Origin of the sequence: Vibrio sp. FE10 (assembly GCF_030297155.1) — a bacterium.
Classification (GTDB): domain Bacteria; phylum Pseudomonadota; class Gammaproteobacteria; order Enterobacterales; family Vibrionaceae; genus Vibrio; species Vibrio apostichopi.
In genome coordinates, this window is sequence record NZ_AP028068.1 from 650,295 (window position 1) to 675,327 (window position 25,033).

Annotated in this window: 28 protein-coding genes; 21 read left to right on the forward strand and 7 right to left on the reverse strand. The window is 44.7% G+C overall.

Going from position 1 to position 25,033, the window contains the following annotated elements; all coding sequences use genetic code 11:
- The first annotated feature begins 407 nt into the window (after nucleotides 1-407).
- The 4 genes from QUF19_RS19940 to norW all read left to right on the forward strand — a co-directional run bounded on the left by QUF19_RS19940 (nucleotide 408) and on the right by norW (nucleotide 5,229).
- Nucleotides 408-1,274, forward strand: coding sequence for a glycerol kinase (locus tag QUF19_RS19940; RefSeq protein WP_286302594.1), 867 nt, complete (start codon nucleotides 408-410; stop codon nucleotides 1,272-1,274).
- Between the two features lie 319 nt (nucleotides 1,275-1,593).
- Nucleotides 1,594-2,250, forward strand: a complete 657-nt coding sequence (locus QUF19_RS19945) for an NAD(P)H-dependent oxidoreductase (protein WP_286302595.1) — start codon at nucleotides 1,594-1,596, stop codon at nucleotides 2,248-2,250.
- 302 nt (nucleotides 2,251-2,552) lie between these two features.
- Complete coding sequence (gene norV, locus QUF19_RS19950; RefSeq protein ID WP_286302596.1) at nucleotides 2,553-4,058, forward strand: anaerobic nitric oxide reductase flavorubredoxin; 1,506 nt, start codon at nucleotides 2,553-2,555, stop codon at nucleotides 4,056-4,058.
- A gap of 1 nt (nucleotide 4,059) precedes the next feature.
- Nucleotides 4,060-5,229 (forward strand): NADH:flavorubredoxin reductase NorW, encoded by a 1,170-nt coding sequence (gene norW / locus QUF19_RS19955; RefSeq protein WP_286302597.1) that lies wholly within the window; start codon nucleotides 4,060-4,062, stop codon nucleotides 5,227-5,229.
- A 99-nt stretch (nucleotides 5,230-5,328) separates the two neighbouring features.
- On the opposite strand, the gene gltS is transcribed toward norW, so the two are convergent.
- Both gltS and QUF19_RS19965 read right to left on the reverse strand, forming a co-directional pair.
- Nucleotides 5,329-6,555, reverse strand: a complete 1,227-nt coding sequence (gene gltS / locus QUF19_RS19960; RefSeq protein ID WP_286302598.1) for a sodium/glutamate symporter — start codon at nucleotides 6,553-6,555, stop codon at nucleotides 5,329-5,331.
- A 317-nt stretch (nucleotides 6,556-6,872) separates the two neighbouring features.
- Nucleotides 6,873-7,229 carry a YibL family ribosome-associated protein gene (locus QUF19_RS19965; protein WP_010432454.1) on the reverse strand — a complete coding sequence of 119 codons (357 nt, stop codon included), beginning with the start codon at nucleotides 7,227-7,229 and terminating at the stop codon, nucleotides 6,873-6,875.
- 210 nt (nucleotides 7,230-7,439) lie between these two features.
- Here QUF19_RS19965 and QUF19_RS19970 point away from each other — a divergent pair, with 210 nt between their 5' ends.
- Nucleotides 7,440-8,255, forward strand: a complete 816-nt coding sequence (locus QUF19_RS19970) for a DUF4344 domain-containing metallopeptidase (RefSeq protein WP_286302602.1) — start codon at nucleotides 7,440-7,442, stop codon at nucleotides 8,253-8,255.
- Nucleotides 8,256-8,433: 178 nt separating this feature from the next.
- Here QUF19_RS19970 and QUF19_RS19975 read toward each other — a convergent pair whose 3' ends face one another.
- Nucleotides 8,434-8,820 (reverse strand): tautomerase family protein, encoded by a 387-nt coding sequence (locus QUF19_RS19975; protein WP_017070218.1) that lies wholly within the window; start codon nucleotides 8,818-8,820, stop codon nucleotides 8,434-8,436.
- Between the two features lie 311 nt (nucleotides 8,821-9,131).
- Between QUF19_RS19975 and QUF19_RS19980 the strand changes: the two genes are divergently transcribed.
- From QUF19_RS19980 to QUF19_RS20055, 16 genes are all read left to right on the forward strand, one after another.
- Nucleotides 9,132-9,752 (forward strand): LON peptidase substrate-binding domain-containing protein, encoded by a 621-nt coding sequence (locus QUF19_RS19980; RefSeq protein WP_286302622.1) that lies wholly within the window; start codon nucleotides 9,132-9,134, stop codon nucleotides 9,750-9,752.
- A 110-nt stretch (nucleotides 9,753-9,862) separates the two neighbouring features.
- The gene (locus tag QUF19_RS19985; protein ID WP_102434571.1) at nucleotides 9,863-10,510 is read left to right on the forward strand and encodes a sigma-70 family RNA polymerase sigma factor; all 648 of its coding nucleotides are present in this window, start codon (nucleotides 9,863-9,865) and stop codon (nucleotides 10,508-10,510) included.
- The gene (locus QUF19_RS19990; protein ID WP_286302625.1) at nucleotides 10,503-11,192 is read left to right on the forward strand and encodes a ChrR family anti-sigma-E factor; all 690 of its coding nucleotides are present in this window, start codon (nucleotides 10,503-10,505) and stop codon (nucleotides 11,190-11,192) included. The genes QUF19_RS19985 and QUF19_RS19990 overlap by 8 nt, the downstream gene beginning before the upstream one ends.
- A 175-nt stretch (nucleotides 11,193-11,367) precedes the next feature.
- Nucleotides 11,368-12,315 carry a YbgA family protein gene (locus QUF19_RS19995; protein WP_286302627.1) on the forward strand — a complete coding sequence of 316 codons (948 nt, stop codon included), beginning with the start codon at nucleotides 11,368-11,370 and terminating at the stop codon, nucleotides 12,313-12,315.
- Nucleotides 12,312-13,772, forward strand: a complete 1,461-nt coding sequence (phrB, locus tag QUF19_RS20000) for a deoxyribodipyrimidine photo-lyase (RefSeq protein ID WP_286302629.1) — start codon at nucleotides 12,312-12,314, stop codon at nucleotides 13,770-13,772. Before QUF19_RS19995 ends, phrB begins: the two co-directional genes overlap by 4 nt.
- 14 nt (nucleotides 13,773-13,786) lie before the next feature.
- The gene (locus QUF19_RS20005; protein WP_102270966.1) at nucleotides 13,787-14,218 is read left to right on the forward strand and encodes a nuclear transport factor 2 family protein; all 432 of its coding nucleotides are present in this window, start codon (nucleotides 13,787-13,789) and stop codon (nucleotides 14,216-14,218) included.
- Nucleotides 14,218-14,949, forward strand: coding sequence for an SDR family NAD(P)-dependent oxidoreductase (locus tag QUF19_RS20010; RefSeq protein ID WP_286302634.1), 732 nt, complete (start codon nucleotides 14,218-14,220; stop codon nucleotides 14,947-14,949). Before QUF19_RS20005 ends, QUF19_RS20010 begins: the two co-directional genes overlap by 1 nt.
- 2 nt (nucleotides 14,950-14,951) lie before the next feature.
- Nucleotides 14,952-16,223 (forward strand): NAD(P)/FAD-dependent oxidoreductase, encoded by a 1,272-nt coding sequence (locus tag QUF19_RS20015; protein ID WP_286302636.1) that lies wholly within the window; start codon nucleotides 14,952-14,954, stop codon nucleotides 16,221-16,223.
- The gene (locus tag QUF19_RS20020) at nucleotides 16,220-17,035 is read left to right on the forward strand and encodes a DUF1365 domain-containing protein (RefSeq protein ID WP_286302639.1); all 816 of its coding nucleotides are present in this window, start codon (nucleotides 16,220-16,222) and stop codon (nucleotides 17,033-17,035) included. Before QUF19_RS20015 ends, QUF19_RS20020 begins: the two co-directional genes overlap by 4 nt.
- Before the next feature lie 100 nt (nucleotides 17,036-17,135).
- A complete protein-coding gene (locus tag QUF19_RS20025) occupies nucleotides 17,136-18,416 on the forward strand; it encodes an SAM-dependent methyltransferase (protein ID WP_286302641.1) in 1,281 nt (426 codons plus the stop codon).
- Entirely contained in the window at nucleotides 18,394-18,915 is a 522-nt protein-coding gene (locus tag QUF19_RS20030; RefSeq protein ID WP_286302643.1) for a DUF2878 domain-containing protein, read from the forward strand. Before QUF19_RS20025 ends, QUF19_RS20030 begins: the two co-directional genes overlap by 23 nt.
- 3 nt (nucleotides 18,916-18,918) lie before the next feature.
- Nucleotides 18,919-19,542 (forward strand): chalcone isomerase family protein, encoded by a 624-nt coding sequence (locus QUF19_RS20035; protein WP_286302645.1) that lies wholly within the window; start codon nucleotides 18,919-18,921, stop codon nucleotides 19,540-19,542.
- The gene (locus QUF19_RS20040; protein ID WP_286302647.1) at nucleotides 19,539-20,081 is read left to right on the forward strand and encodes a DUF3833 domain-containing protein; all 543 of its coding nucleotides are present in this window, start codon (nucleotides 19,539-19,541) and stop codon (nucleotides 20,079-20,081) included. The genes QUF19_RS20035 and QUF19_RS20040 overlap by 4 nt, the downstream gene beginning before the upstream one ends.
- A gap of 310 nt (nucleotides 20,082-20,391) precedes the next feature.
- On the forward strand, nucleotides 20,392-20,655 hold the full coding sequence (locus QUF19_RS20045; protein ID WP_017098840.1) for a hypothetical protein: 264 nt from the start codon (nucleotides 20,392-20,394) through the stop codon (nucleotides 20,653-20,655).
- A 200-nt stretch (nucleotides 20,656-20,855) separates the two neighbouring features.
- Nucleotides 20,856-21,530 (forward strand): SDR family NAD(P)-dependent oxidoreductase, encoded by a 675-nt coding sequence (locus QUF19_RS20050; RefSeq protein ID WP_286302653.1) that lies wholly within the window; start codon nucleotides 20,856-20,858, stop codon nucleotides 21,528-21,530.
- Between the two features lie 107 nt (nucleotides 21,531-21,637).
- On the forward strand, nucleotides 21,638-21,877 hold the full coding sequence (locus QUF19_RS20055) for an RNA recognition motif domain-containing protein (protein WP_009846076.1): 240 nt from the start codon (nucleotides 21,638-21,640) through the stop codon (nucleotides 21,875-21,877).
- Nucleotides 21,878-22,142: 265 nt separating this feature from the next.
- Here the strand turns inward: QUF19_RS20055 and QUF19_RS20060 are convergent, their stop codons facing one another.
- The 4 genes from QUF19_RS20060 to QUF19_RS20075 form a co-directional block, all read right to left on the reverse strand.
- A complete protein-coding gene (locus QUF19_RS20060) occupies nucleotides 22,143-22,487 on the reverse strand; it encodes a ribosome recycling factor family protein (RefSeq protein WP_286302657.1) in 345 nt (114 codons plus the stop codon).
- Nucleotides 22,488-22,682: 195 nt separating this feature from the next.
- Nucleotides 22,683-23,915 (reverse strand): MalY/PatB family protein, encoded by a 1,233-nt coding sequence (locus QUF19_RS20065; RefSeq protein ID WP_286302659.1) that lies wholly within the window; start codon nucleotides 23,913-23,915, stop codon nucleotides 22,683-22,685.
- 120 nt (nucleotides 23,916-24,035) lie between these two features.
- Nucleotides 24,036-24,503, reverse strand: coding sequence for an OsmC family protein (locus tag QUF19_RS20070; protein WP_286302662.1), 468 nt, complete (start codon nucleotides 24,501-24,503; stop codon nucleotides 24,036-24,038).
- A gap of 29 nt (nucleotides 24,504-24,532) precedes the next feature.
- A complete protein-coding gene (locus tag QUF19_RS20075; protein WP_286302664.1) occupies nucleotides 24,533-24,925 on the reverse strand; it encodes a GFA family protein in 393 nt (130 codons plus the stop codon).
- Nucleotides 24,926-25,033: the final 108 nt, after the last annotated feature.

Below are 25,033 nucleotides of genomic sequence, written 5' to 3' on the forward strand. Positions count from 1 at the left end.
CACAAAAACACCATGAATTTAAATTACAAAGCCAAATTGATGAGAACAAATACCATTAACACAAGACACAGATCACACTTTATTTTGTAATACTTAAAAATAAATAGTGACCAAAATCACACTTAATAAAATATAGCATCTAAGATCTATATAAGCCGTATAAAAGAACATCGTGTCACGTATAGAAAATATGCACCAAGATGAGCAAAACCACTAATTGTGTAATTTAATTACAAAAATAACCACATTTCCCACAAAATCAAAATCAGACATGGCTTTCTACTAAAAACATAGACCAGTGAACTGCAGTTGGCATTGGTAGATGTGATATGGTGTTCACCAGTGCTACCACATCATGTATCTCTCCAACCCCATCAGCGGATCACTCTGCTATTTGAGAAAAGACTATGTCAGACAAAATTTCCACCTCAGCCCTCGCGAAACAAAAAGGTATAGAAGCCAAAGCGCTATTTAGCGATCTAAAGACCGCTGGCTATATTGTGCGTTCACAAGAGCGCTGGGTGCTGACAGAGCGAGGAGAAAGCTTTGGTGGAGAGTATGTAGAACACAAAAAGTTTGGTGTCTTTATAGTATGGCCAGAGAAACTGCTCATCGACTTAGACTCATTTTCAGGAAAAACGCTAACCGCGACTCAGCTGGGTAGCGCCTTTGAGCTCAGTGCAAAGAAAATCAATTTATTGCTCAATGAGCTTGGCTGGATAAAAAAAGAAGAAGACGGCTGGCACGTCACCTCAACAGGCTTAAAAGCAGGAGGTGAGCAAAGAGAAGATAAAGCGACTCAGAACTTATTCGTGGTATGGCACGATTCGTTAGTCCGCAATAAACGATTAAAGCAATCTGTTGTCGAGTTTTTAGGCCACGACGCAGAAAGCCACTCGACAGATGTGTCGTTTTCTAGCTTCCGTCAGAAATTTGAGGCCAAACACCGAACCTTAGATGGGCACTATGTTCGCTCAAAGGGAGAGCTGATCATCGATAACTGGCTTTATATGGCGGGAGTCGTTCATGCCTACGAACGTCCACTGCCAATATCCAAACAAGTGATCAGTGATTTTTATCTGCCAAGTGGCAAGGTGTACATCCAGTTTTGGGGAACCGATTTAGCCCCCGTCGCTGAAGATAAACGCATTGAAACGAGAGAAGCATACGACGAGCATGGCTTTAGCTTAATCGAACTGACTCCGGAAGATATCCCGAACCTAGACAGCGTACTTCCACCATTATTGCGACAATATGGCATCAAGGCGTACTAAGCTGCTGATCTTAGCGCGCCATAACACATCAAGATCACATTTAATTAATCATTATGGACATTAAATACCATAGTGATTTGATGTGTTCGCTATTTTTCCCAAGCTAATCTTCTATTATCTTACACCCATCGACTTGAGCTACCGCAGATACTCGATTTATTGGGGCATGTTCGATAACCATTTAAGCGTTCAGTCTTTTAGAGACTTACTGGTCTTCTATAGATATAGATATACAGCCTAAATGCGTTATCCGTTTATTGTTGACGTTACCGAACATAAAACCCTACAACATTTATATTGATAGATATTAGGATTCAACATGACTCATCCAATCATTTCAGATCTAAACACTCGTTACACAGCTAAAAAATACGATGCAGAAAAACGCATCTCTGCGGAAGACATGGAAGTAATCAAAGAAGCACTTCGTTTGTCTGCTTCTTCAATTAACTCTCAGCCTTGGAAATTCATCATCATTGAGAGCGACGCAGCTAAACAGCGCTTCCACAACACTTTCGAGAACATGTTCCAGTTTAACCAACCACATGCGAAAGAAGCGTCACACACGATCCTATTTGCTCATGATCCTAAGTACACTAAAGAGAAATTCGCTAAGCGTGCTGATACAGAAGTAAGCTCTGGTCACCTACCCGCTGAAATGTACGAGCAATTCTTAGGTGCTTACGCATTCGCAGACATGAACACAGACGAAACAGGTTTCAACGGTAACTGGACTAAGTCTCAAGTTTACATTGCACTAGGTAACACACTGCACACACTAGCTCGTCTAGGCATCGCTTCAACTCCTATGGAAGGTGTAGACGCAGCTATGATCGGCGAAGAATTTGCTGACGAACTAGAAGGTCACGTTGTTGATGTAGCACTGGCTATCGGCTACCACAAAGACGGCGAAGACTACAACCACGGTAAACCAAAAGCGCGTCTAGCTCTTGATGAAGTGGTTACTACGTTATAACTGCTACTAAGCTATAACAGTCACTACGCTGTAATAGCTAAAACGAACAAATCGCACTGCTTTATTTGGCCAGACTCTCGTCTGGCCTTTTTTATTCCTGCTATTTAACAGCCTTAAGTCGCCTTAACACCAACAAAAGTCAAAAAGACTCTTAAAAATCATTTTGATTACACAATCAAGATAGTCATAAAGACATAATAAAGAGATTAAAAACCAAACAAAGCCATGTAATACAATCAGTTAAAAACATGGCACAACTAGTGCAATGATGACCTTAGATATTTAAATAAGGTATTATCATTATGACTATTCACGTTAAATCAAATGTTCATTGGGTTGGTGTCCACGACTGGGAAACCGAGCACTTCCATGGTAAGGAATACCACATGAACAAAGGTACCAGCTATAACTCGTACCTGATCCGTGAAGAGAAAACGGTGCTTGTCGATACCGTTGATCATCGCTTTACTGAGCAATTCCTTGCAAACCTTGAGATGGAAATCGACATCAACGAGATCGACTACATCATTTGTCAGCATGCTGAGGAAGACCACTCTGGTGCCCTTTCTGCGCTATTAGCCAAAATTCCAAACACACCTGTTTACTGCACAGAAGCTGGTGTTAACTCGATTGTTGGCCATCACCATCAACCAGATTGGAACTTCAGAACCGTTAAAACTGGCGATACGCTCGATGTGGGTAACGGCAAGCAACTTATCTTTGTTGAGATGAAGATGCTGCACTGGCCAGACTCAATGGCGACCTACCTAACTGGCGACGAAATCCTGTTCAGTAATGATGCATTCGGCCAACACTACTGTGACGAGAACCTGTTCAACGACCAACTAGACCAAGTTGAACTGCACGATCAATGTCTGCGTTATTTCTCTAATATCCTGACGCCTTTCGCGCCTTTGGTGAAAGCGAAGATAGAAGAAGTCCTGAGCTTAGGTGTGCCGATCGATGTGATTGCAACTTCTCACGGTTGTATTTGGCGCGACAACGCGACTCAGATCGTTGAGCAGTACTACGAGTGGTCGAAAGCCTACAAAGAAGATCGCATCACCATTGTCTACGACACCATGTCCAACAACACTCGCATGATGGCCGATGCTATCGCTAAAGGAATCCGTAAAGGCAGCCCAGAAACTGCAATCAAGGTCTTCAATATCTCTAAGCACGACAAGAATGACATCCTTGCCAATATCTTCCGATCAAAGGGTGTGCTCGTTGGTTCATCGACCATGAACAATGTGATGATGCCGCAGATCGCAGCTTTGCTTGAAGAAATACATGGCCTACGTTTCGCAGAAAAAAGAGCCGCAGCCTTCGGGTCTTCAGGTTGGACCGGTGGCGCAGTTAAACGCATCGATGCTCGCCTACGTGAAGCCAATTTCGAAGTCAGCGCACCACAACACATCCACTGGAAACCAGACACAGACGCCCTTCGCCAATGTATCGATTACGGTATGACACTGGCTGAGGTGTGGCGTGCAGAAGCCGATGAAGTGAGCACACCAAAACAAGTATCACGCAATGTAACACCGCTTGAAGCCACACCAGCACCGGAGAACACCACTACCGAGCTCAAAGAGACGACAGAGCACAAGGCAGAAGAAGCGCAAGACAAGTCAGTACACAGCGCAGACTGCACGTGCTGGCGTTGCACAGTATGCGAATGGGTGTACGACCCACAATTGGGCGAACCTTACCAAGGTGTTGAACCAGGAACACCTTGGGCGCAAGTACCTGATGATTTCCTTTGCCCTGAATGTCATTTAGGCAAAGAAGTGTTTGTGGAGAAGTAGCATGTCGAACATTGTTATTGTGGGTGGCGGTTTCGCTGCCCTACAAACCATCAAGATGGTACGTAAGCTTGACCAAGATATCGCAATTACCATGATCACCGCCGATGCCGGGGTTGAGTACAGTAAGCCGAATCTTTCGCACGCGTTCAGTCAGGCGCAAACACCAGAAGCATTGTCGATACATAATGCTCAACAGTTGGCTGAGCAATACAACGTGGTCATCAGAACCAAAGCTATTGTGAGCGAGATAGATACTGAGCAGCAATGTATTCATGTTGATGGCCAAATCATCCACTATTCAAAGTTGGTATTAGCGACGGGCGCAACGCCCTTCATACCACCAGCGGAAGGGTTAAAACGCAGCGCGACCATTACTCTCAATAGCTTGGAAGAGTTCGAGAAACACAAGGCTCAGGTTGATGACGCACAACGAATCACCGTGGTTGGCGGAGGCTTGATCGGCGTTGAGCTCGCCTTCGACCTTCAAACCGCAGGCAAAGATGTCACCATCATTGAGCCTGCGAGTTACTTGCTAAATAGCCTAGTGCCACCTTTCGTGTCCCTAGAGTTAGAAAGAGAGTTAAGAAAAGCAGGCGTCACCGTTGAAACTGATTCTGCAGTGTGTCGTGCAACTTATCTGCCTGATGGCGTGAGGTTGCAAACTACTTCTTCTCGATTAATACGAACAGATATAGTGATCGCCGCAGCAGGGCTAAGACCAAACACGCAGTTAGCCACACAAGCGGGAATAGAAGTAAACAAAGGGATTGTGGTCGATAACACCATGAGAACCAGTGCCGAGAATGTGTATGCGATTGGTGACTGCGCCGAAATCGAAGGTCGTGTGATGGCCTATCTGCAGCCCGCTATTTTGTCTGCCAACGTGTTGGCTAAGCAGCTGGCTATGGGTAAAGGAGAGCTAAAAGTGGGCGAAGGAAAGCTCAGCTTGCCCCACATCATCACTAAGGTGAAAACACTGAACTACCCAATTCAACTCGCAGGGCGTGATATTCAAACCGCTCAGAGTTGGGAAACGCGATTCGACCCGAAAGGCATTATCGCGAAAGGCTTCAATGAAGATGATCAGTTGGTTGGATTCATTGTCACGGGAGAACACACGAAAGCCGCGTTCCCTCTGCTTAAAGAGCTACAAGCAAGCTCACCCACATAAGTTCTAGATACGTTAAAACAAAGAAAGCCAGTCAATTGACTGGCTTTCTTGTATTCATCTTAGTGCGATTAGCTTATCGCATTTAAGCATAGACGAACATTAACCGATAAACGAGATGTACCCTTGCAGGATAATCAGGTTAACAATATCGATAAAGAACGCACCCACGATTGGCACAACCATGAAGGCTTGTGGTGACGGACCGAATCGGTTCACCAAAGAACCCATGTTCATTACCGCTGTTGGTGTTGCACCTAGGCCGAAACCACAGTGACCACCCGCCATAACCGCTGCGTCGTAGTTAGAACCCATTACTTTGAACGTCACAAAGTAAGAGAAGATACCTAACACCACCGCTTGAACGCCAAGGATGACCAAGAATGGAATCGCAAGGTCAAAGATATTCCACAGTTTTAGGCTCATTAGCGCCATCGCTAGGAACAGTGACAATGACACCGTACCAAGAATATCGACCGTTTCGCTGTCGGTTTTATGCAGCTTAGTCACTTCAAAAACGTTGGTGATAAACACACCAATAAACAACGCGTAAACGAAGTCAGGAATCATCAACCAAGAAATTTCAAAGGTCGCAACCCACTGCTCTAGGTATCTCGCTCCCGTGATACAAAGAAGAAGAATGAACAACACTTCAATCACTTTCTTTGCCGTCACCTTGTCTTCTTCGTACTCGTTATAAGTAACGAGTTCAGGAAAACGTTCATGCGTTTGCGTGCCAGTACCGTATTCAGATTCGAGCTTGTTCTTATCAATCAGCTTTTGCGCCACAGGGCTACCGATGATACCGCCAATAATCAAACCAAACGTGGCAGAAGCCATCGCGATTTCTAGGGTATTAGCAATGCCGAACGTGTCTGCGAAGGTTTGCGACCAAGCTGCACCCGTACCGTGACCGCCAGATAGCGTGATAGAACCAGCAATTAGACCCATCAAAGGCTCAAGGCCAAGGGCGGTAGCCAGTGTCACACCCACACCATTTTGAATAATGATGTAAACCGAAGCGACGCCTAAGAACAGAAATACCTTTGCGCCACCCTTGATAAGCTGAGTGTAATTGGCAGCAAGGCCAACCGTCGCAAAGAACATCAACATGAATGTGTTCTGTAAGGGCAACGAGAACTCAAGATCAACGCCGTTAAAGTGTAGGGCTGTAATAGCAAAAGCGACGATCAAGCCGCCGACGATGGGCTCTGGGATGTTGTACTTTTTGAGAACCGGTAGCTTTGCATTTACAAAATGCCCTAGAAACAAAACACTAATCGCGATTAGGAAGGATTCTAGTGGCCCTATTGAAATTAATTGATTCATATAACCTCTATTTTTTTACGTTCTCATCTTCCTTAATGAGTCTAGTTTTATCTGTAATTGTGTGTGCTGCTCTACCTGTGTTTATACAAATTGGTAAGAAATTGTGGATTAGAAAGCCGAACACATTACTGCGTCAACCTAGCGCCATGTTAGTGGCACGTTAACTTTTATAGGAGATAGAAGGTTTTGTGACAACAATCACCAACAAAAAAAGTTAAAGCTGACGTAAATATTATGGCCTTTCGCTCTCTTTTTGAATGCCTAAAAAAGCAAAAAGGAGCTATTGCTAGCTCCTCTTTTATCACCATCGCTGGCAATTAGAATTTTTTCGGGGCATACCCTGTCATAACCTCAATGCGAAGCTCTTTACCAATCTTCGTCATTGGGTGAACAATCACTAATCCTTTTACAGACTTTTTCAGTTTACCCATATCCGCTTGCTCAGCTTTTGTGATTTCACGGCTAAATGGCATATCAATCAGCGATTTACGCTCTTGATTCACATCAAAGCTTTCTTTGTGTTTAAGCTGGGCAATTTTCTTAGTAAGCTTCTTAATCTCGTCTTCAAATTGACGAACAACAGGACGATCATTACGAGTTTTAGCAGCCGCTAACTTGTTGCGACACTTGTCTAGACGGTTGTTAATTTGTTGAAGTTCGTTTTTAACACTCATAATAATTTCCTAAGATTTAACAAGCCAATTCGGATTGGGGCGCGGAGTATAGCATAAGGCTTTACCTGAACCGAAATTTATCTGACAAATAGCCCATCGAATGAAATATGGCCTAAACTGACTATCAATCACTCACCGCTCGAGTGTTATTCATTCTAAGCGACATGGTTGACCATGAGATAGCTATTCACTCAATCATAAGGACATATGATGACATTATTGAAACAAGCACTGACTTACAGCCTAGTGATCGGCTCGGTGTTTGCCGCACCTTATGTATCCGCCGATGGAAACATTAATGAAATTGAGAACAATCTCATTATCGAGTTCTCCATACCTCAAACTGAACAAGAAAAACAGCTAAAGCAAGAGATTGAACTCAGCGGTATCAATGACACAGTCGTCGACCTATCCAATCAGCTATTTCTGTTCAGGCAACCATTGGTCATTCAATACGGCGGTGATGAAGGCCCACTCTACGATCCACAAACGCATCACGTACTCATCCCATACAGTTTTTACGCTGAATCACTCAATTACTTTGAGAAGAACCAATACGAAAAAGAGTACGGGAAATCGGCACAAACTGGGGCTATCGATACCTTGCTGCATACGTTGTTACACGAGGCAGGACACGCCTATATCGAAGACCAAAAGATCGCAATATTGGGCAAAGAAGAAGATGCCGTTGATAACCTAGCAACAATATTGCTGCTCAATTACGTAGAACATGGCGGAGATGCCGCAATCAGTGCTGCCGACATGTTTGCCTTCGAGTCAGAAGACCGCCCTGAATATTACGATTTGGGCGAATACATTGATGAACATAGCTTCGATCTCCAACGCTACTTCTCAACGCTATGTCTCGTGTATGGCAGCGATCCTGAAGCCTATAAAAACTTACTTGATGAAGTGGAAAACGACTATTTAAAAGATAGGAAAGAGTTCTGTATTGAGCATTTTGATGCCATCAATAGCAATTGGCACCTATACCTCAAAGACAACGAAGAGAATCAAGAAAGCTAACCGTCGTTATCGACTCGAATCAGAAATAGAGGCAGAGGCAGAGGCAGAGGCAGGAGTAGAAACAACGATCTGCACGATGGTACATAAGTTTCGAGTTTAGGGCTAAAAGCAGCGGCTCAGATAACATTCACTGCAGCCGCCATTAGGTAAAGCAAATCTTCAGTCCTGAAGCTAAAATCTAGACCTTAACTTTGTACTTGAGGTCTTGGGCTTCATCACCGGTCATGCCTCGAAAGCCCCAGCAGTGCGATGGCTGTTCCTTGATGGTGATCTCGATATCAATGGGAGAGATAGCCAGCTGCTTCTCTATTTCAGAAAATATCTTCTTAATCAGGCGCTTTTTGGTGTTCACCGCTCGCCCTTCCATCATATTGATTTCTATGACGGTATAAGCTTCTGTTCGCCCTTCGGGATAAAAGAAATCATCTCTTTCTAATGGCACAAACCGATGTGCTCGTTTGTCATCGGGTAACCCCATCTCACTGTTCAAACATTGCTGTAAGACATTAGAAAGCTGTAACTTAATCGGATTTAAGCACTCTTTGATACCATAAATAACGATCATGACCATTCCTTTGATGTGATGTCAGATAAAGCAGAACTAAGAGATAAGCAACGTAAGATAAGCATGTCGCTCGTTATCTATCCATTGAATAATTCTTAACCCATATTACCTAATGACGTAAGTTAAAAAAGGTTAAACCGATTAAATTGCGAATAAACGCCACAAAAAACCATGCCTCTCCCTCTCTAACTTCCTGTTCAATAACATCACCCCAAATTGATCGAACTTCAACAAGCCCGCGTATACATCTCTGAATTACGTACGAACCAAATCCGTACAGACTCAACCACGTATGAACTAAGGAGCGCTATGTGCCGAATTCAGCTGAGAAGATCACACGGATAGAAACCGAATCAGAAACACCCGTAGAGACTTCTCACGAGCTTGCGGTGTTTCCTCTACCGTTATTCATTTTGCCAAGGGGCAGACAAAGACTGCGTATTTTTGAGCCCAAGTATTTGAAAATGGTTGCTCACGCGGCGCAGGGAGAAGGCTTCATCATTGCGACTCAAGACGACACCAACTCCGAACGACTGAGTTCTTGGGGGACCAAGGTGTCTATTGTCGATTTCAATATGTCAGATGATCAAATTCTGGAAATTGATGTTGAAGGCGAACAATTGGTGCAACTTCACTCGTCCTTCCGCGACACTGATGACCTGATCAAAAGTGATTTCCGCCCACTGCCGCACTGGCCACAACACCGCTATAAGGTGCCGAACGTGGTTACCGCGTTTCTCGTCGAGTTGTTTCGAGAACACGATTCGATCAGAACACTCTACCCATCTCCTGACTTTGAAAGCCCTCAATGGATATGTGCTCGACTACTCGAAATGATGCCTATCCCATTGGAAAAGAAAACCAAATTCACAGAACCCGCTAGTTTTCCTTCGTTAGTTCCCTTTTTGAATCAAATCATTACAGGGCAATAAGCACTTTTATTCACTATAATTTTGTATAGTAGAAATTAATTTAAAATAAAGTGATCCCCACCTTCACTCTCCACGTAATGTCTATCAAATTCGCATAATGGTTAATTACTATGCAAGTGGAAAGCAGAAGAACAGGGAACGGCAAGGAGCATGTCATTATCCCAGACAACAAACTACCTACTGAAAGTAAGGTACCTACAGAGCTCTCAAGCTGGCTGATTTTGGTTGGTTCAGATAGAGATAAGCAAGCATTTACTTGTTTGTTTAAGTTCTTTGCTCCCAAAATTAAGCGTTTTGGCATCAGCAAGTTGGGCGGTGAAGCCGCTGCCAACGAGTTAGTCCAAGACACAATGACTAATGTTTGGAAGAAAGCGCATCTCTACAATGAAGAGAAAGGCGCTGCGACCACTTGGGTATATACCGTGATGCGAAATGCTGCTTTCGACATGCTAAGAAAGGTGAAAGCTAAAGCAGAGCAAACCATCGCTGACGATATTTGGCCGATTGACGCCATGGTAGCCGAATCACAAAGCGAGCAGCTTCCATTTGGCGATCATCTAATGAGCCGTCACGTCATGACTCAAATAGAGAAGTTACCTCTCGCTCAGAAAACCATTGTGAAAGGTGTCTATTTCCAAGAGTTATCGCAAGAACAGCTCGCCCAACAACTCGATGTCCCGCTTGGAACTGTTAAATCACGTCTAAGACTCGCACTCGCCAAACTAAAAGTTCACATGGGGGAACAAGACCATGATTAAACATCACCCAAATGCGGCAATCTTGAAAGATTTTGTTGATGGCAATCTAGCGGATTCGGTTTCTCTGATTGTTTCTAGCCACGTAGAGCTATGTGAACACTGCCAAAAACAAGTAAGTATGCTGACGGCACAAGCTGCTGACTCAGCCTTTGAAAGCGATGCATCAGGGCTAAAACTGTCTGACAGCGAAATGGACGCATTCCTAGCTGACGACGTAGAGTTTGATTTTGACGCGATTAATCAGATCACGGCGGATTTATCACAGGCTGTCGAAGTCGTTGTTGAAGCGCAACAAGAAACCGTATCTAACACCACTTTCACGATTCCTCGCGCGCTCAACTCAGTGGTAAGAAAAGACTGGATGAACTTGGGCAAGATTTCTCGCGCAAGACTCGATTTCGATGACGAATCACACCACACCAGCTTGTTACACATAGACAAAGACGGACAAGTGCCTTGCCACACTCATAAAGGCTTCGAGATCACGCTTCTTTTAGAAGGCAGCTTCGAAGATGAAATGGGTGTCTATAACAAAGGTGACTTCATCTGGTTAGATGGAGAACACACCCACCAACCTGCGACTAAAGAAGGCTGTGTGTGTTTAACCGTTTCAAGTGATGCGCTTTACTTCACAAAAGGGGTGAGCCAGTTATTTAATCCACTAGGTAGATATATCTATTAACTTAGTTGCACGCTATAAATATACAGGATGGCATGAAGCTATCCTGTATATCGTCAATACATCTGGCTTAAAACATCAATGGTGTTGAGATTTCAAACGCACCCGGCTCTGTAAGTACGATTAGCAATGTTGAAATAAAATAAATAGCTCAAAGCAAGAGCAAAGGAGTTGGCCAATGGAAAAGAAAATTAAAATCGGCATTAGTGCATGTGTCGCCGGTCATAAAGTTCGGTTCGATACTGGCCATAAGCGTTCTCGTTTTTGCACAGAGGATCTTGCAGACTACGTAGAACTTGAGCCAGTTTGCCCAGAGATGGGCGTTGGACTTCCAACGCCTCGTCCTACGATCCGTCAAACAAGAATGTTAGACGACATTATTCATGTTTCCCGACCTGATGGTTCTGGTGATGTTACCAACGAACTGATCGAGTTTGGGCAAAACTATTCAAAGAATAACCAACACATCGCTGGGTTCATTGTGTGTCAGAAGAGCCCAACCTGTGGCATGGAGCGAGTAAAGGTTTATCACCACCATGGGCGCGGTTCTGAATCGACAGGCGTTGGCTTGTTCACTCAGCAGGTTATGCAAGGCAACCCCCTACTTCCTGTAGAAGAGAATGGTCGACTCAACGATCCGATTCTGCGTGAAAACTTTATGACTCGTGTTTTCACTTATCAAAAGTGGCTCGACCTTGTCGATGAAGGCGCCACCAAACACAAATTGATTCAATTCCACAGTGCTCACAAGTATCTAGTGATGTGTCACCATGTTGAAGGCTACAAGAGCCTAGGCAAACTTCTAGCGAGTAACGATTTAGAGATCGATGAGCTGGCTGAAAAGTACATCGAAGGTCTGATGACGGCGCTAATGCATCATGCCAATCGCGGCAGTCATGCTAATACTCTGCATCACTTGCAAGGCTACTTTAAGAAACAACTGAGCAGCGCTCACAAACAAGAGCTCACCAATCAGATTTCATCATTCAGAGAAGGGCTAGTTCCTTTGTTAGTTCCACTAACACTGATCAACCACTACCTGATGGAATACCCAAACGAGTACCTAGAATCACAAGTTTACCTAAACCCGCACCCCCAAGAACTTAAGCTGAGATACGGATATTGAGCGACATTCTATGGATAAGACGAGATCTGCGGGTTCACGATAACCCAGCGCTCGTCTCTGCGGTTGAAAACGGCGTCTCTCTCGCCGTTTTTATTTCAACCCCGCAGCAATGGCAACAACATCACCTTGCACCGATAAAAGCGGACTTCATCTATCGCCACCTAAAACAGTTCGAATCACAACTCGCTGAATTCGGTATCACTCTTCTGCATCTCAAAGCCACGGATTTTAACGATCAAGCCACCCAGCTCATCGACTTATGCAAACAGAGCGATGCGACATGTGTGTACGCCAATTCAGAGCCGGAAGTGGATGAGCAGTTAAGAGACAAACGCTTAATCGCAAGCGGCATCAAACTGAAGATAACCGACTGCGATACGATTCTGCCATTAGGTAGCGTGCTGAATAAACAAGGCGAGATGTTCAAGGTTTTCACGCCTTTCAAAAACGCATGGTTAAAAGAAGTTCAAGCGAAAGGCATTATTTGCAGCCACGCTCCGGAGCATTCAACAGGATCAGCGCAAGCAGGTTCATCTGAAACAGATTCGCCTCAGAACCTATCACCTCAGAATCCATCACCACTGAATCAATCGTTAAGTGGTTTTTCTGGCGAGTACGATTTCGACTTTCCGCGTACCGATTCAGAGCGTTGGCCACTAAGCCAAGACGTCCTTGAGAGCGTGATCCCCAATTTCTTAGCCAATAAAGTTAACGACTATTCTCGCCTTAGAGATATTCCATCGGTGAAGGGGACTTCTGGTCTTTCGCCGTACTTGGCTATTGGTGCAGTCAGCCCTCGTTGGTTAGCGATTCAATTGATTCAGCAACAGCCTGACTTGTTATTTGATACTCAGTTGCCAGCCTTTTCTTGGCTTAATGAATTGATTTGGCGAGATTTTTATAAGCATTTGATGTTCCATCATCCTAAACTGGTTAAAGGTGCTAACTTTCAACAAAAGTACAATGGCTTAGATTGGTATCACGACAACCCTAGCTTCAAGGCGTGGTGCGAAGGCAAAACAGGTTACCCTTTGGTTGATGCAGCCATGCGTCAATTGGTTGAGACAGGCTGGATGCACAACAGGCTCAGAATGGTGGTGGCAAGCTTCCTGACCAAACACCTGTTGATTGAATGGCGCTGGGGCGAACGCTTCTTTATGTCGCACCTTATCGATGGTGATTTCAGCGCGAATAATGGCGGTTGGCAGTGGGCTTCGAGTACGGGTTGTGACGCTCAACCTTACTTCCGAATTTTCAATCCAATCACCCAGAGTGAAAAGTTTGATCCGAAAGGAATTTTTATTCGTAAGTACATTCCAGAGCTGCAAAATATTCCTGACAAGCATGTGCATTTTCCACATGATTACATTGCAAAAAATGGAATTAACAGCGAATACTGGCAACCCATCGTTGAACACAAAGAAGCACGATTGAGAGCCTTAGCCTTTTTCAAATAATTAGAGTGAATATTATGGATAACTCTCTATGGCTTGATAACTTTCTCAACATGTATCGAGAGCTCGGAACCGACAATTTCGACGTGCTAAAGACGGTTTATCACCCTGATATCGAATTCCAAGACCCACTGCATCATGTCAGTGGGATTGTCGCGTTAACGCATTACTTCGAGAACATCTACACACAAGTCACTAGCTGTTACTTCCACATCGAACACACCTTTGAAGTGAAAGATGAAGCATCCGTTTATTGGACAATGCAATTCGCTCACAAGCAACTCAACGGACAAAAGCCGATTGAAGTTCAAGGGCACAGTCATATTAAAATGTTGGACAACCAAGTGGTTTATCATCGCGATTATCTGGATGTGGGTTCGATGTTGTACGAGCACATTCCAGTATTAGGTTGCGCGATCAAATCCATTAAAAAAAGAGCGAGCCGATAATGCGTATTATGATCACAGGCGCGACCTCAGGTATCGGCCAATCACTCACTATAGATTATGCTCAACAAGGACATCAAGTGATTGCTTGCGGCCGTAACCAAGACAAGCTACAAGCCTTAGTTGATTCTCACGAGACAGACTTATCGCACTCGTCAATTGACCCACTCTGTTTTGATTTGACCGATTACCACAATTTCCCCGAGCTTGACGAAGATAAGCCGCTCGACCTCCTGATCTTGAACGCAGGTGATTGTGAATACATTGATGATCCTGTCAATTTCGATGCAGAGTTGTTCGAGCGCGTCATCAACATCAATCTCATTTCAATTGGCTACGCCCTTAAAGCTTGGTTAAAAAACATCAAGCCCGGCGGACGCTTGGTTTTGGTAAGTTCAAGCGCGAGCTTTTTACCACTGCCAAGAGCTGAAGCTTACGGCGCTTCAAAAGCCGCTCTCACCTACTTGGGTAGAACACTGTCAGTGGATCTCGCCGAGCACAACATTCATGTCTCAATTGTGCACCCGGGCTTTGTTGAAACACCATTAACCGAGCGAAACTCCTTCGCTATGCCTATGATTATTAGTAGCGAGGCAGCCACTCAACGAATCGTAAATGGTATTGCTCAAGGAAAGAGCGAGATCGATTTCCCAAGACGATTCATATTAATAATGAAATTACTAAGAATGCTACCGACTCCAGTTTGGCAAAAACTCGCTTCAAGGATGGTATAACAATGAAAAAAATCGCCATTATAGGTTCAGGCATCTCTGGACTGACTTGCGCACATGTATTAGATAAGCACCACGACGTTACGGTATTCGAGAAAAATGACTACGTCGGCGGGCACACTGCTACGGTTGATATAGAACACCGAGGCACGGCGTTTTCAATTGATACTGGCTTCATCGTTTTCAACGACAGAACCTACCCAAACTTCAACAAACTGCTTGAGCAACTCGGTGTAGAAAGGCAACCCACCGAAATGAGCTTCAGCGTACACAACACCACGACTAAATTCGAATACAACGGCCACAGCATTAATTCTCTGTTTGCTCAACGAAGCAATATCTTCAAACCCCAGTTCTGGTCTTTGGTTTCTGACATTCTTAAGTTCAACAAATTGTGTAAAGCACAATTCGAAAGCAATGTGTTTACACCTGACGTTACCCTTGGCAGTTTCTTGCGTGATAACCAGTTTTCTGACTTCTTTAGCCAGCACTACATTCTGCCGATGGGTGCCGCTATTTGGTCGACAAGCTTAGAAGAGATGGAAGAGTTCGAACTTAAATTCTTTATTCAGTTTTTCTACAATCACGGCCTGTTAGACATTGCCAATCGTCCCCAGTGGTATGTGATTCCTAAGGGTTCGCGCTCGTACGTTGAGATCATCCTTTCATGCTTAAATAAACCAGTCGCGTTAAACACCTCGATTAAACAAGTCATTCGTCAAGAGTCAGGCATTACCATTGAATTCGAAGACGGCGCTACACAAAGCTTCGACGAAGTGATTTTTGCGTGTCACTCAGACCAAGCCCTGCGTTTGCTGGGCGACGCGACAGAGCAAGAACAACAAGTGTTAGGGGAGATCCCTTACAGCCGAAATGAGGTGGTTCTGCACACGGATACCAACCTGTTACCCGACCGTAAACTGGCGTGGGCAAGCTGGAACTACATGTTAGATGGCAATAGCCAAAGACCAGCCTGTGTCACTTACAACATGAACATTCTGCAGGGCATTGAAAGCCAAGACACCTTCTGCGTAACCCTAAACCAAAGTGACGCGATAGCGCCTGAGAAAATCATTCGCAGCTTCGTTTATCATCACCCGGTACTTAACTCGAACACGGTAGAAGCCCAGCATAAGCGCGAGCAAATCTGCGGCAAAAACAACACCCACTTTGCAGGTGCTTATTGGTACAACGGATTTCATGAAGACGGTGTTCACAGTGCACTCGATGTCACGAAGCGCTTTGGCTTAGATTTGAGCACGAGTTCAGTACGATGAACACTCACACCATGACATCCGACATGGAGATCGCATCAGAAAAGAGTGAAGAACTCAGCGGCATTTACTGGGGCAACGTACGCCACCGCCGCTTTGGCGATATTACTCATGAATTCAGCTACCAGTTATACATGATGGGGTTGGATCTCGATGAAATCCCTCAAACAACAACTCGCAGCCGTTTGTTCGGTACTCAATGGTATAACCCGATTCGCTTTGTCGAATCGGATTATCTCGCTGAAAAAAAAGAAAATGTCACAACTGATGAACCTAAAACACTAAAGCAACGTATAGCTTCCAAAGTACAACAACTTGGTGGCGATTGGGCGGTAGAAAACCGCGTCACAATGTTGGCTCAGTGTCGTTGTTTAGGGATTTATTTCAGCCCAATCAACTGTTTTTTCTGTTACGACGAGACTGGTGATTGTCGCTACATGTTGGCCGAAGTGAGTAACACGCCATGGCGAGAAAGACACTATTATCTCATCGACATGCAAAAAGAATTGAAAGTAAAAAAAGAGTTTCACGTTTCGCCGTTCATGGATTTAGACATGAACTACTTGTGGAAAATAAAACCACCAACGAAACGGACGTTAGTACACATCGAGAGTCATCGTAGCGACAAGATTTTTGATGCCACACTAGCACTCTCAAAGCAGTCGGTAACAAAAGCAAACATTAGGAAAACGGTACTGCGGATCCCAGCAATGACAATCAAGGTTGTAATGGGTATCTACTTTCAGGCTCTCAAATTATTTCTGAAAAAAGTACCGTTTGTGGCGCATCCAGATTCAGCGTCTAAAACGCCTTAAAGATGTCTAAATTGAAGGCTTGGGTAAGCTTAACGAGATAAGCAGTTCTAGCCCTAAGTCAGTAAAACTAAATTTAAAACAATTTCTCAGCGAGGTTTCCATGGAACAGCTTGCCAAACAAAACAACAACGTAGAACAACAAGCTAAAGCCGTTGCTGTTTCAAGCAACTGCAAATATCGAGCTCTGATTTTCAAGGTTCTAGAACGTCTGCAATTCGCAAAACTCGAAGTGATAGAACGAGACCAACATTCGGTGTTTGGAGACAGAGAAGCGACCTTAAGCGCTCAAATCGTTATCCATGACGCGAGCTTTTACCGAGATGTGGTGATGAGCGGCAGTATTGGGGCATCTGAAGCCTACATTGATGGTAAATGGACCAGCCCCGACCTCACTCGCGTCATTCAAATCATGGCGCGAAACCAAGCTCAACTGGATGAATTGGACGACAAAACACAGTGGATTTCTAAATTCAAAAACCTACTTCTTCGTCGTAAAAATTCCAACACCGAACAAGGCTCTAAAAGAAACATTCTTGCCCATTACGACATCGGTAACGAGTTGTATGAACGCTTTCTTGATTGCTCAATGCTGTACTCATCGGCTATCTACAGTGAAGACGCATTGACTCTGTCGAAAGCACAGCAGAACAAGATGAAAACCATCTGTGAACGCTTAGAGCTTTCAGAATCGGACAGCGTAGTTGAAATCGGTACTGGTTGGGGCGGTTTAGCGATATTCATGGCACAGCACTACGGGTGCCACGTTACTACCACGACCATTTCAGATGCCCAGCACGAACTGGCAGAACAGCGAGTCAAAGCGCTTGGTTTAACCGACAAGATCACTCTGCTTAAAGAAGATTACCGAAACCTGTCAGGCCAATACGACAAGTTGGTGTCTATCGAGATGATAGAAGCGGTTGGGCATGAATATCTGCAAACTTTCTTCGAGAAGTGCTCTTCTCTGTTGAAGCCTTCAGGAAAAATGCTGATTCAAGCGATTACCATTGCCGACAGCCGTTATGATAAATACCGTAAAGGCGTCGACTTTATTCAGAAGTACATCTTCCCCGGTGGTTGTTTACCTTCGGTAGCCGTGATGACTCAACACCTCGCCACCAGCACAGACCTTGTGGTTCAAGAAATCGATGACATTGGGCTGCACTATGCTCGCACACTTAACGACTGGAACGTTGCCTTTGAAAACAGTTGGGAAGAGCTCGAAGCATTGGGCTATTCAGAAGAGTTTAAACGCCTTTGGGTCTTCTACTTCTGTTACTGCGAAGGGGCATTCCTAGAGCGCGTGATCAGCACTCATCACCTTGTCGCAAGAAAACCTCGTTACTTTGGAGCAAAAGATGAAACGGTTTTGGATTATTAATCTCGTTCTGTTTCAAGCGACCTGGGTTTGCAGCGCGTTCTTTACCGCGCAAGCCCCGTTCGTTACTCCACTGTTCGTGATTATCCATTTCCTTCTTTCTCCGACTCGCAATAGCGATCTCAAAATCCTCTGTTTGTTACCTTTGGGTCTACTGCTCGATAGCTTGATGCTGCATTTTGGCGTGTTCGCTGTTGATCCTGATATCGCCAATCAAACCATATTCCCAGTGTGGCTTGTCTGCCTGTGGATCATGTTTTTAATCAGCTTCAATCACAGCCTAAATTGGCTTTTAAAATGCTCGAAAGTGATCTTGTTTGTCATAGGGTTCGTAGCAGGTACTAGTAGTTATTGGGGAGGCATCAAAGCAGGCGCCCTTCTTACTACTTGGCCAGATGCATCGGTGTTAGCTGCCCTTGCAATAAGTTGGGGGATTTTGTTGCCCTTACTGGTGGCCGCCTACTCCAACTTAGTACAACCTAAAATGGCAACAACGAGGTGACTTATGGCTTTTCCACGCAACCCGGCGCAAGCGTTCAAACCTGAGAGCGACAGCAGTCGCGCACGCACGCATTCAAACGATCGTACGCAAACAAGCTTTCATATCCAAGCTAGCAAGCAAAGAACGAACAAACTTTTCAGCTTTATCACCCTATCCCTAATTTTTGCTGCACTCCTGTTCACCGGCAATGCGAAAGCTTCTGCCGTCGATGATCTCAACAAGCGCGGTCAAGGCGAAATGAGTTACCTATTTTGGACTCTCTACTCTGCGGAGTTCTACACCACGCCAACCAACTCTGAGCGCGCACTCAAGCTTGAGTATTACCGTTCTATCGATAGCAAAGACTTGGTGGATGCGACCAAAGATCAATGGAACAAGCTTGGTTATTCTAAAAACAACATCCAACGTTGGTTGAAACCTTTGTATGCGATGTGGCCTAACGTTGAAGAGGGAAGCACTCTCACTATTCGTGTTGCTGAAGACAACGTGAGCCGTTTTTATTTCGACGAACAACCCATCGGCATCATTCAAGACAAACAGTTTGGTGAAGCCTTTTTAGCCATTTGGTTATCGGAAAACACATCCGAGCCCGGCCTACGCAAACAACTACTAGGTTTAAATAAATGAGTTCAAAAACAACAATAATAAAAGTCGCTCTAGCACTGCTTTCTCTCACTTGGCTGGCGGGTTGTGGCTCTGCCAATTTAGAGAACCACGTAGACACCACCCCAGAGCTGAAATTGGAAAGCTTTTTTGATGGTGAACTGATGGCCTACGGCATGGTGCTTGACCGCTCTGGTAACCTATTGCGCCGCTTTGACGCCAAGCTTATTGCCACTTGGGACGGTAACAAGGGAGAAATCAAAGAGTGGTTTACGTTTGCAGATGGTGAGCGGTCCACTCGGGTTTGGAACCTGATAAAAACCGGTGACAACACCTACACAGGAACGGCCAACGATGTGATTGGTACCGCTTATGGTGAAACTCAAGGCTCGGCTCTGTATTGGAAATACGACCTAGAAATCGAAGTGGATGGCAGCACTTATGAAGTGGTGTTGGATGACTGGATGTTCTTGATGGACGACAAACGCTTGTTCAACAAAACCGAGATGTCGAAGTTCGGCTTTAAAGTCGGTGAAGTGATCTTATACATCGAGAAAATCTGATTGAGAGAGTCTTAGTTTGACCTTGTCTTGTTGGCGCTTCTTTTCATCCCACACCAGCTCTAGGTTCACAAGACAACCGCAGTTCGCAACAATACAGCCCACAACGTGAAATTGTGGGCTGTTTTGTTTAATCCCTCGAATAGCGTATCTGCAAGCTCACCCCTCTGTGCTAAGATGCGCCACCAGCATACAAATGGGCTAAACTCAGTTGAGCGAACGAGATACACAGTTCCACCAATTAAGAGCACTTCCCCATTGGTTTCGCTAAGCGTAGATTCCCTACCATGATTAATTGAAAAGGCTTTAAAGCATGAGCAAGTTGACCTCAGCGGAGCGTAAAGCTCGCGACAATGAACGTTTCTCACAACGTGTAAACGACCGCAGAGAAAAAGGCGAAGACGTAGTTGCTTACGCACTGACCAACAAGAAAGCTGTAAAATTCCTGACTAAGTCGGAAAAGAAACGCTTCAATGAAGCAAAAGTCATTCGCCAAGAAGAACAGCGAGTGAAAGATCAAGAAGAGCTCAACAGAATCGAAGACTCATTCACGACCAAACAGTTCGACGACGAGTAATCTGATTTCAAAATCGCTGGCCCTGTGCCGGCGTTTTTACTTTTTAGCTCTCCTTCTTTTTCCCTCCCTACTTACGTCACGTTCTCAATCCTCTGTTCTATCGTTCTAACTCATGGATCTTTGCATCTTGGTCTTAGATCTCAGCAAACAGGCATTCAAAGCCTTACTATCTCGATTCAATTCAACAATTCCGAGTCCCCATGATTTTAATTACCGGATCAAGCAGCGGTTTAGGCGCAGCTTTGGCTAAGCAATATGCGAACACATCGAACAACAGCCAGCGCTTGATGATCACTGGTCGTAACTCACAACGTTTAGCTGAATTAGCGAAAGACCTGCCAGCGAATACCGTTAGCCAAGCCTGTGACTTGTGTGACCCACAATCAGTGAGCGAGTTATTAAATACGTTGCCAGAAACACCTAAGCTGGTGATTCACAGCGCGGGCAGTGGATACTTTGGTAAGATAGAACAGCAAGACCCTGCAGCGATCAGCGACATGCTGAAAAACAACATAGAATCATCCATCTTTTTGATTCGTGAACTTGTTCAACGCTACAAAGACCAACCCGTCACCATTGCAGTAGTAATGTCGACTGCAGCCCAAGGCGCTAAAGCGGAAGAGTCCACCTACTGCGCAGCAAAATGGGCAGTAAAAGGCTTTATCGAATCGGTCAGATTGGAGTTAAAAGGTCACCCGATGAAAATCGTTGCCGTTTATCCTGGCGGAATGGCGACCGAGTTTTGGGGAACCAGCGGCAAAGACATGGATACCTCAAGATTTATGACAGCGACAGAGGCAGCTCAGATGTTGAAACAGGCGTTAACCAGTACAGAGCATGGCTTCGTATCAGACATCACGATAAACCGCGGCTAGCGCTTAGACAGAGCCACAAGGAAATAGAGTCGTGAGACAATTATTTGTGAGGGTGAGCATGAAAGTGTGCGACAATGCTCGGCGTAAATTCATATTCAAGGTTTATTATGAAACTTCTAGTTCGTAACCTATCGCGCTCTACTGCTGAGCAAGACATCCGTGTTCTATTTTCTGAGTTCGGCTCAGTAAAAGAGTGCAGCCTAGTCTTAGACCAAAACACTGGCGAATCTAAAGGCTTTGCTTTTGTTGAAATGCCAGAGCACGAAGAAGCTAAAGCGGCACTAAACAAGCTGAACATGTCAAAGCTTGGCAGCAACACGATTCGTGTAAAAGTAGCTAACTCTTAATTAGAGCAAGCACTTCGCAAAGGCTGGTTGTTAGCTTATAGCTTAAGATTGGTTGTTAACATCAGATTGGTCGTTGGTAGCAGATTGATAGTTAATAGCAATCGTCAAATGACTGGCCTCTTTATCTAGCTTCACCGTAAGCTCAGATAATAAAGCCCGTAACGATATTCCGCTGAAAAAGCATAATATCGTTACGGGCTTTTTGCTGCTCGCGATTCCTTTTTACAATATTTCATAACACAACCTATTCCCTTATAGTTTGCGCTTACAACCCTTCATGCTCATCAATAGCGCGCCTTGCTTCTGCCATTGAACACCCTGATTCCATCACTAACTGCGCGACCGTCATCGAGGGCGTAGCGGCTAACAACGATGCCAAACACACCACAGGCTTAGGCAGTACTTTGTCTATTGCGGTTGCTATCCAATCGTCTTTTTCATGAGTTAACATGGTTTTAAATTCAATGAGTTGATGATCTTGAGCCACCAACAACCAGTTGCGTGAACGACGCACTCGCTTCAACTGGCATCCACACTCAGTCGCATTCGCCTTCACTTGGCTTTTATCACTCACACGATGTACAAAACTATTCAGTGGGACGCTAAACATAACTCTCTACCAATCATTCAAGTGTTCTCGAACTACCACTCAACACTTCAACCACACCTCAATAAAATCATGCTTAGGATTACACAGACACAAAAAAACCGCCAGTCATGCGCTAAGCAGCCTCGCGGTTTTTCGCTCTTTTAGAGTCTACTGCTCAGTATCGCCTACTAAGCATTTTCAGATAAGTCGGGATAATCAGCAACAGCTTTTTGAAGTGCCGTTATCGCAGCAGTTTGAACTCACCTCAGCTCCTCGCTCAAAACCATCAATCGCGTCGGCTAAAGCAGTAAACGACTTCTCGATATTGTCACGTGATGTGGCGATGTTCATTCGCATAAAATTAGGACTTTCAGCACCAAACCAGCCGCCTGGCGTTAACCCCATTTTAGCCTGTTCAAACACCACGTTCTTTAGCTCTTCTTCCGAGAAACCTAATTCAGAAAAATCAAACCACACTTGGTAAGTCCCTTGTGGCTGGAAGACTTTCAATTGAGGAATGCGCTGCGCAGCAAACTCAGTGATCCACTTAACCGTGTCTTGCAGATAAACCAACATTCCGTCTAGCCATTCTTCACCTTTTTCAAAGGCGGCAACCGTCGCAAAGGTCGTCAAGGCATTGCCATGATCAAGATACATCGCCGCGACATTGGTTTTGAACGCTTCAAATAGTTCATCATTGTTCGTGTACACATAGCCGTTTGAAATGCTGTGCATACCGAAGGTTTTCGCCGGAGAGCCAATAAGAGTGATGACCTTGTCATAATCAAAGCTGGTTAAGCTCGTGAAAGCGTGACCTTCAAAGATAATGTCTGAATGGATTTCATCACTGATGATCAACACATCATGGCGCTTGGCAATCTCGATAACCTGTGTCACTTCTTGCTGTGTCCACACGCGACCTGTTGGGTTGTGTGGATTACAGAAAATCATCGTCTTCACTTTTTGTTCGATGATCTGCTTTTCCATACCGTCGAAATCAATGCGGTAACCTTGCTCATCATTGATAAGTGGGCTCTTCACAACCTGACGATTTGCTTTATTCACCAAGTTAGAAAACTGGTGATACGCCGGCGTATGGATAAGCACACCATCACCTTCGTTAGTGAATTGGCGCAGTAACAATGCGATGCCAGAAAGTACACCCGGTACCTGCACAAACTTATCAGCCGAAAGGTTTAAACCATGACGCTTTGAGTACCACTGTGAAAGGGCTTCAAACACCGCTTGCTCATGAAACTCATAAGAGTACACACCGCGCTCAACCAAACGATTCAGCTCTTGAGTGATCGGTTCTGCTACCTGAAAATCCATATCGGCAACCCAATATGGGAATACATCTGTGGTGTTATAAATGTTCTGTAGCATCTGCGGTTTGCTTTTGATAAACGCATTCTCACCGTAGTTAGATGTACTCTTAAACGCTGTCATGGAGGAGCCCTCAAATAGGTTGTTCGGTCTTTTTGCAATCCACTTGATTGCATAAATACCCTTAAGACGATGGCATAATCAAAAAGACGAAGCTTTTAGAAAATAATCTGAAAGTACAAACTAATTTCGTGTTTCTACCTTTATCTCAGTCTTGACCGAATTAGCGATGAAGCAGTTTTTATGCGCTAAATGATGAAGCTTGTCGAGTTGTTTGGCGGTGGGTTGTTTAGTACCTGAAAAAACAATCTCAGGTCGAAGAGTCACCGTGGTAACCGATGAGCGGCCTGATTCATCTTCCTCAAGCACACCAATTGCGTCATCCACATAAGAGTCGATCACGTACTTCTGCTTCGCGGCAATGCCCAAGAAAGTCAGCATATGGCAGCTAGAAAGTGCCGCGATAAAGGCTTCTTCAGGGTCAACATTCGCTTCTACAGAAAACGGCAGTGGCACCACATGAGGAGAAGACGAAGCAGGTACAGTGACACCACCATCGAACTCCCACGTATGACCGCGACTGTATTGATTATCGCTAAAGGTTTCATTTTCCGCTTTTTTCCAACGAATGACCGCACCATATTCAGACATAATTCCTTCCCTTTTTAATGCTCAATAAATTATCGATCAGCTGGGTGATTGACACCATCGTTGGTCACTACATCTCCAATATCAAAAGGGTTTACCCCTTCCAAACAACCGATATTAAAACCGTATTCATTTGGGCTTGATCGTCGTTGATGATGCGTATAGATACCGCAGTTTGAGCAGAAGTAATGCTTAGCGGTATTGGTATTGAATTGATAAAGCTTGAGATACTCAGCACCTTTGATGATCTTGATGCCATCAAGCGCCACAGAGCCAACAATCGCACCTCTACGACGACAGATAGAACAATCACATCGGCGCGGCTTTTCTATTCCGCTAGGTAAGCTGAGCTCTAGTTCGACTGCACCGCAGTGGCAGGTGGCTTTGTGAAAAGGTTGGATAATAGTACTTCCTACTTGTTTCATTTCTCTCTCCAATCACGTCCTTATGTTGCAGGTATCATAACCAGATCGATGATCTCTGTCCGTAAGCTGTCGCTGAGTTCTAGAGATCCGTCATACGTAGGTGAGCGT